We start from the raw sequence: 6,842 nt of genomic DNA, 5'->3' as shown, positions 1-6,842 counted from the left end.
GCTAACCTCGCCTTGACTGAGCAGTGGTTTATGTTAACCACTGCTCACTTTGCTTTGCAAAGCAACTTCCTTCGGAAGTTGGTCTGCATCAGGACGACTTTTCTAATGAAAAGTCTGTCCTTACGGTACTAACTTCGAGCTTCGCTTTGCTCGCTTTCAGTAAGTACCGGCGGGCTCAGATTGCCCCTATTACAGACCTATACTGCTTCATTCGCTTCGTCTTATTAATTTCTACAGTCCTTCCCTTCATTGGTATTCTGTAAACACTAATGGGCTCAAATTGCCCTTCTTACAGACCCACACTCCTTCATTCGCTTCGTCCTATTAATTTCTACAGTCCTTCCCTTCGCTGACGTTCAGTAAGTACCGGCGGGCTCAGGCTACCCCTGTTTTAGACCTATATTGCTTAGAATCCATATATTCATTTTTTTATAGTTCCTTTGACATAAAAATACGGGAGCCATTTATAGCTCCCGTATTTTCTTATCGTCCGATAGCCAGTAAGGTTTCCAAGGTATCATTCAATGTGGTCATCAGTCTTGCCGCTGCATTGTAGGAAGAGGAGTAGGTCATCATGTTTGCCGCCTCTTCGTCCAAGCTGACTCCGGAAAGCTGATCTCTGGAATTGTTGATTCCCTCCAATACCGCCTTGTTGATTTCCTGTGCATTTTTATTGGCATAGGAATCGGTGGCTAAAGTAGTGGATACATTGTTCATGTAATCCGCATAGTTGGTTTTGGTGTTGTTCATCTTCATCATAGGAGAGGTCATCTGCTCCAACATTTCCAAAACAGTATCGGTGGTATCTCCTCGATTGGTAGCAGAAGCACCGTTTCTAAAGCCGTTGGTTCCGATATGGGTGGTTCCGTTTACCCAGCCTCTGGAAATTCCGATGTTGGCTGCGGTAACATTGCTGGGATCGTTTCCACCGGCATTATCCTTGTTAATCATTAAGACATGGTTGGGGTTGGTTACGCCGGCATAGTTGGTGTTACCCTTTTTATTTACCTCGTTCATGTTCTTGGTAAAGGTCTCTGCCAAAAGGTCCAGTTTTCCCATATAGAAATCATAGCTGTAGGAATTCATTTCATTGCTGGCCTTTAAGTCAGCCAGGTTAATGGTTCCTCCACCTCGTACCAAAGCACGCACATCGGAGGTGGAAAGCATATCCAGGCTGGCCTGTACGGATCCGGAGGAGAAACGAACGTCCTTGGTATCTGTAGTAAAGGTATCTGCTGCCGCACCTCTCTTCTGGAAGCCGGTAAACTTCAACTTGGTATTCAAAGGTGCGTCAATGCTTCCTGCTGCAAGCTCTACCTTACCTACGTTGTTGTGCTTTCCGCTGGCATCCTGAAGATCTGCATCAATAGCACCGTTAACCAGGGTGATTTTCTTTACTTCCGTTCCGTTTCCGGCACTGCTGTCACGGTAAACAAGGTTTACTCTTACATCCTCCGGCCAGTCGGAACGTCCCTTTACATTTCCTGCGGAATCGTAGTTATAGATACGATAACGGGTTGTGGGAGGGGTAGGAGAGCTGTATTCCTCGGAGAAATGCTCCACTTCGATAGGAACATACTTGGAAAGCTCATCCAGCTTTAAGTTTCTCTGATCCTGTAACTCTAATGCAGGGTTCCCTAAAAGCTGATTCTTTTTGATTCGATTGTTTAAGTCTCCGATATCGCTAACCAAAGAGTTAATCTTCTGGATTGCACCGTTTTCGGAGGTGTTGGTTCCGTCAATCTTATGGAACTCATTCTTTTCTGCCTGGTGAATGCTCTCCGCAGCAGAGTTCATCAGAGTTGTCATAGCCTGCACTCTGGACATTAACTCGCCTTCATAAACAGGGTCCTGCACCTTGGAAGGGTCCTGCATATTGGTTAAGGAACGCTGAATGTCGTCAAAGGAGGAACGGATTCCATTTACCTTGGTCTCATCCAAAAACAGAGAAAGAGACTTCAAGGATTCTCCGATAGACTCGTTATAAGAGGATTTTCCGTTTTGGGTACGGTATTGTCCGTCCAAAAACTGGTCTCTTAACTGGCGTACTTCATCCATGGCCACACCGAAGCCTACATTTACATCATTGGAATTCATGTAAAAGGAGGTTGGGTTTTCATAGTTAATAGAGGAGGTCTTTAGCTCTTGACGAGTATAGCCCTCAGTATTCATATTGGCTAAGTTATGCCCAACTACATCTAATTTTTTCTGATTCATCCGCAGTGCGGAAAGGGCTGTATCAAAGCCGGAAAAGGTTGCTCTTACCATAGTGTCCTCCTAAAAAAGGTTGTTAAAATTTAAGACTTCTAAAAATAGGCGAAAAAAAATACGCCTTAAGGTTCATTCCCCTCCGGAAGAGAAGAGTCTTACACCCTTCTATCCCGGAAAGATACTTCAGGCTGTCCCTGAAGCTGCTGGGAAATGTCGCTGATGCGAACCTGTAATATTCTATCGGCGTTTTCTCTGGAATGTATAAAGCGTCTCAGATTATTCTGAAGATCTGCAATTGGATTCTCCCAATCCTCCCGCAATTCTTCCGGAATCCCTGTGAGAAATTCCGTCATGGAACGAGGGGCAAATCCACATTCTTTCTGTAACTTTACTCTTTTTTGCTCTAGGCCTCGAAAACGAAGCAGAGTGGGTTGTGCTTCACTGACCAGTCGGGTTAACTCCTCCAAATCATTTTTAGATGCGGAGACAGTTAAGGAATCCTCCAAGTCACATAAAGCAGAAACAAGAGAGGAAAGCTCCGAAAATACGGGCAGGAGCTGTTCCCACTTTTCTCTGTTGGAAATATTCATCATTCTTCCTCTGTATTAATCTTTATATCCTAACATCTTCTCAGCGATACGCTGTGCATTAGGACGATAGGTTCCTGCCTGAACTTGCTGATGAAGTTCTGCTACTCTTTTGTCAGAGGCACTTACGCGAAGAGAGTCGTTGGTAGCTTTAGACAAAGCTGCTGCAAAGCTTCTGTCGTCTACAACGTTTCCCTTAGAAAGGGACAATCTGTCTACATCCGCTTTCTGTGTAGCTTCTACCTGGTCTACCGGCTTCTGTGGTAGTGCTGCCTGACGAGTTTGATAATCTACTCGAGTGTTAAAATCAGGTCTGATAGAAAAGTTCATTTTTTGTCCTCCTGGGTTTTCCCGTTAAATGGCTCCAAGTTTCTTCCTTGCATATCAGAAACTCTTGGGGTATACTTCCCTTCACAAGAAAAATTTTATGAATGAAACCCCTTCTTCCTCTACTATATCGGCGGGTTTTTGGTCGATATAAGGAATAGTCCATTAAAATTGCAATTTTTTTGAAATCATTTTATTTTACATCCAAGGAGGGAAAATGGCAAACATTTTACAGGTAAGTTCTTCCCCGATTACCCCGGATCCATCGATTAATCAGAGAATATCGCAAGATCCTTCTATAAAGAATCCGGTTTCCCCGGGTACGGTGAATCGTGCAGACGGTCAGAATACCGGACAAACCGGCACCGCTACCGGAGAGGGAAGCTTTTCCGGCGTAGATTTTGAAGGGAACTATGCCGCCTTTTTAAAGGAGCTTTCTCAAACGGCGAATCTTCCTAAAGTATTGGAGACGGTGCTTTTTGGTGACGGCGCTCTGGCGCTTTCCCAGGAAAAGGGCGAAATCGGTCAGGTAATGGAGGAGCTTTTCTCTTCTATGGAGATGGAAAGCCCTGAGGATTTGAAAGCATTTTTACAGGATCAGCAGAAGGCCCAGATCAAATTTTCCGGAAATCTCTTTAATAATTTAAGAGGAATGTTAAGCAGCAATATTTCCCCTTCCTTAAAGAATGCGATTTTGAATTTCGGAAAGACCTATAACGACTTCGCGTCTTCCGGACATTTTCTGCAACAGATGGAAACCATTGCGGGAGATATTGATAAGATGCTGCTTCCCTCCTTTCAGGGAGAGTTTGAGGACCTGCTGTCCCAGCTTAATTTTCAGGCTGAGCCGGGAAAGACGGAGGAGAATACTTCCTTAATTAATAATCAGATTATTCCTTTCATGTCCAACTACATTTCCAGAACCCATGACTACGGGGCAGTGAGAAATGCGGTGGTGATGTTTATTTTGTATGCGGTTAAGTATGAAAACGGCTCCGAGGAGCTTTTGGCAAAGCAAAAGGATGCTTTGATGAATAATCCTGACTTCCGTCTTTTGTTTAAGGGAAATCCGGAGGAAGCATTTAAGGAACTCGTAGATCAGGTTAAAGGGCAGGAGGACAATGCCTTCCCCAAGCTCTTTACGGATTTTTTAAAGGCCGGTGCGGAAGGAAAGGCGGGAACGGAAAATATTTCCCATTTCCAGGAAGTTTTGCACGGTTTGCTGGTCAATGAAAGTGTATATATGCCCCTGCAACATTTGGTGATGCCCTTCCGTTACGATGACAAGGATGTGATGAGCGAGATGTGGGTGGAGCAGGAAGCAAAGGACGGTGCCGGCGGAAAGCTGACCAAGATGCTTTTGAAGTTCAACATTCAAAGCCTGGGAAATTTTGAAATCATTTCCGGTATTTCCGACATGCGAGTGGATTTACAGCTCTTTATGCCGGAGGAGCTTATGGATAAGCAGAAGGATGTGGAGGATGTACTTTCCCATATCTTAAGAAGAAACGGGCTTTCCGTAGCGAATCTTGGGGTATACCAGAAGACCAGAGACTTCCGGATTCAGGAAGTTTTCCCGGAGATAAAGGAAGCGGAGAAGGGCTTAAACGTAAGGATTTAAAGCAAAGTAGAGTAAACTTCAAGGAAGGATTATCGAGCCTTATTTGTTATGAGTCGTAAATTTAAGTGTAAGGATTTTGTTAAGGAAAGGTCCTTTTCAAGGAAGAAAAAACTGTCGATAGAATACTATCTTCAGGAATAAAGGAGAGAAAGTGGCAGACTTTAGTAAGATAATGGAGAAAAAGGCGGCAGCCTTAAAGTATGATAATGAGAAAAACGGCGCCCCTATGATTGTGGCGGCCGGTATGGGCCACATGGCGGAAAAAATCACGGAAACCGCAATGAAGTCAGGCGTCCCCGTCTATGAGGACGACAGTTTGGCTTCTCTTCTTACCCAAATGAAACTGGGAGCAGAAATTCCTGAGGAATTGTTTCAGGCGATAGTGGAGATCTATATCTATTTCCTCGGCTTTACCGGGGATCCGGAGAAGGATCGGGCAGAACGGGAACGAAGAAGGGAAGAACGGAAAAACAATCTCTCTTCTTAGTTTCTAAGAAGAGGAGTAATCATGAAGGATAAATTTTTGCATTTTTTGGAAAAAGGGATAGCTCTCTTAGGACTATGCCTTTTTTTCTTGTATTTTAGCGGAGTAGTGAGCTTTGCCGCTTCTAAACCGATTAACAGTATTCATATTCAGATTTACTCAAAGCTTGAGTCCGGAGACAGTCCCGGAGAAATTTTAATCGAAAAGGCTGAAATTCAAAAGCATGAGGTAACCGTAAAGGGAAAGAGTTCTCTTTTTACTATTACTGCCGCAGAGTGGGGAGGGCAGAATAAGTCCACCGTAAAGGTAGGAGAGGAATTGGAATTACTGCTTACCCTAAGCCCCACCGATGTGACAAGTAATTATTTTCTGGCTTCCTATCGGGCCAGCTCCTTCCATATTACGGGAGGATATTATGTTTCCGCCAAAAGAGAGGGTGACGATCTGGTTTTGACTTTGAAAATGAAGGCCGTGGAAGGAGCCTATGACGCCCCGGTTTCCGTGGACTGGAATGAGAAAAGCCTGGGATCTGTTCGTTGGCAACCGGGAGAAGTGGATTCCGGCGTTTATTCGGTTCAACTTTTTCGAGACGGTACCAGAATTCACGAAATAGAAAAGCTTTCCGGAAATCAGTATAATTTTTATCCTTATATGACAAAGGCCGGACGTTACATGGTGAAGGTAAAAACCCTGGTGAAGGATGCCAAGGAAAGAAAATATGCCAGAGGCGGCGGATATACCGAATCCTCCGATTTACAAATTCGAGACAGAGATGTTTCGGACGGTAAAGGAAAAGAAGGAGAGAAGGTTCAAGCGGGAACGGAGAAAAAAATCGGCTGGGAAGAAACGGACGGAAGCTATATTTTCCGCCTGCCCAGTGGAGAGCTCTATAAGGGCTGGGGGAAAATTGACGGATACTGGTACTATTTCCAGCCGGACGGCAAGATGGTAAAGGGCTGGCAGAAAATCCAGGACAAATGGTATTTCTTCCAGGAAAGCGGAGCCATGGCTGTGGGCTGGGTGAAGGATCAGGATCAGTGGTATTATCTGATTCCGGAGACGGAGGCCGCCAACGGTCAAGTGGCAGGAGAATTATTTGCCGGAGACTGGAGAGTCATCCAGGGCAGATATTATTATTTTGAAGCAGATGGAAAAATGCACACCGGCTGGCTGTTCTGGCAGGGAAGATGGTATTACTGCAATGAACTGGACAATAGTTTATTGGGAGTAATGTTTACCGGCTTCTTGACCAGAAATGAAAAGACCTATTATTTAAACAGCAATGGAGCCATGGAAACCGGTTGGCAGAAAATCGACGGAGATTGGCGCTATTTCCAAGAGGAGAGCGGAGAAATGCTGAAAAATACCTCTGTGGGCGGTTTTCCTTTAAATGCAGACGGCATTTTCCTGCAGGGAGAATTTGGAAGATAAAGGGATATTTTGTCGAATCATTGTTTTAGCTCATATCATTATTTTAGCTCATATCATCTTTATGCCCCAATCAAAGGTTTTTGGGAAAATCATATTTTGCAAAAAATGAACTTTTTTGCTGATAATTAAGGAAATAGAATTGTGTATTTTCCGAAAAAGAAGTATTATGGTAATTGGAAGA

Annotated in this window: 6 protein-coding genes; 3 read left to right on the top strand and 3 right to left on the bottom strand. The window is 44.2% G+C overall.

The window, feature by feature from the left end; translation table 11 throughout:
• Positions 1–483 precede the first annotated feature (483 nt).
• The 3 genes from ACO4PX_RS07640 to ACO4PX_RS07630 form a co-directional block, all read right to left on the bottom strand.
• The gene (locus ACO4PX_RS07640) at positions 484–2,268 is read right to left on the bottom strand and encodes a flagellar hook-associated protein FlgK (RefSeq protein ID WP_007157570.1); all 1,785 of its coding nucleotides are present in this window, start codon (positions 2,266–2,268) and stop codon (positions 484–486) included.
• A 98-nt stretch (positions 2,269–2,366) separates the two neighbouring features.
• Complete coding sequence (locus ACO4PX_RS07635) at positions 2,367–2,801, bottom strand: flagellar protein FlgN (protein ID WP_040649250.1); 435 nt, start codon at positions 2,799–2,801, stop codon at positions 2,367–2,369.
• A gap of 15 nt (positions 2,802–2,816) precedes the next feature.
• A complete protein-coding gene (locus ACO4PX_RS07630) occupies positions 2,817–3,128 on the bottom strand; it encodes a flagellar biosynthesis anti-sigma factor FlgM (RefSeq protein ID WP_007157568.1) in 312 nt (103 codons plus the stop codon).
• Positions 3,129–3,342: 214 nt separating this feature from the next.
• Here ACO4PX_RS07630 and ACO4PX_RS07625 point away from each other — a divergent pair, with 214 nt between their 5' ends.
• The 3 genes from ACO4PX_RS07625 (at position 3,343) to ACO4PX_RS07615 (ending at position 6,661) form a co-directional block, all read left to right on the top strand.
• Positions 3,343–4,746 (top strand): hypothetical protein, encoded by a 1,404-nt coding sequence (locus ACO4PX_RS07625; RefSeq protein WP_485572174.1) that lies wholly within the window; start codon positions 3,343–3,345, stop codon positions 4,744–4,746.
• A 151-nt stretch (positions 4,747–4,897) separates the two neighbouring features.
• Positions 4,898–5,233 carry an EscU/YscU/HrcU family type III secretion system export apparatus switch protein gene (locus ACO4PX_RS07620; protein ID WP_007157565.1) on the top strand — a complete coding sequence of 112 codons (336 nt, stop codon included), beginning with the start codon at positions 4,898–4,900 and terminating at the stop codon, positions 5,231–5,233.
• Between the two features lie 21 nt (positions 5,234–5,254).
• The gene (locus ACO4PX_RS07615) at positions 5,255–6,661 is read left to right on the top strand and encodes an N-acetylmuramoyl-L-alanine amidase family protein (protein WP_485572173.1); all 1,407 of its coding nucleotides are present in this window, start codon (positions 5,255–5,257) and stop codon (positions 6,659–6,661) included.
• The last annotated feature ends 181 nt before the right edge of the window (positions 6,662–6,842 follow it).

The organism is Oribacterium sp. (assembly GCF_057249185.1).
This window is presented reverse-complemented; position numbering and strand designations above follow the sequence as displayed.

Excerpts from the sequence above, each read along its gene's own strand:
- ACO4PX_RS07615 (WP_485572173.1), top strand. The coding sequence starts at position 5,255 with ATGAAGGATAAATTTTTGCATTTTTTGGAAAAAGGGATAGCTCTCTTA.
- ACO4PX_RS07625 (WP_485572174.1), top strand. The coding sequence starts at position 3,343 with ATGGCAAACATTTTACAGGTAAGTTCTTCCCCGATTACCCCGGATCCA.
- ACO4PX_RS07630 (WP_007157568.1), bottom strand. The coding sequence starts at position 3,128 with ATGAACTTTTCTATCAGACCTGATTTTAACACTCGAGTAGATTATCAA.
- ACO4PX_RS07640 (WP_007157570.1), bottom strand. The coding sequence starts at position 2,268 with ATGGTAAGAGCAACCTTTTCCGGCTTTGATACAGCCCTTTCCGCACTG.
- ACO4PX_RS07635 (WP_040649250.1), bottom strand. The coding sequence starts at position 2,801 with ATGAATATTTCCAACAGAGAAAAGTGGGAACAGCTCCTGCCCGTATTT.